At 60.3% G+C, this 272-nt stretch carries 1 pseudogene; it reads left to right on the forward strand.

The features are described 5' to 3' along the window. Positions 1-272 (forward strand): annotated as a pseudogene (locus FCK22_RS18125) (hypothetical protein); the annotation flags it as partial.

A 272-nucleotide genomic window follows, 5' to 3' on the forward strand; every position in this document is an offset into this window, starting at 1 on the left:
TCTCTGGACTTCCTGGCTGACAGCTTCGGCCCATCCCGGAAATTCCGCATCCTGGCAGTGATAGACGATTGCAGCCGCGAAAACCTGTGCCTGATTGCTGACACCAGCATCTCCGGCGCGCGTGTTGCGCGTGAGCTGGATGCGCTGGTGCGGATCTACGGTAAACCCGGATGCATAGTCAGCGATCGAGCCATTGGAACGCCATTGGTCCGAGAGACAATGGCGAGGGGGACGGAGTTCACGAGCCGGGCCATTCTGAGGTGGGCCGATCA

Source organism: Sulfitobacter sp. 15WGC (assembly GCF_005068605.1).
Taxonomy (GTDB): domain Bacteria; phylum Pseudomonadota; class Alphaproteobacteria; order Rhodobacterales; family Rhodobacteraceae; genus Sulfitobacter; species Sulfitobacter faviae.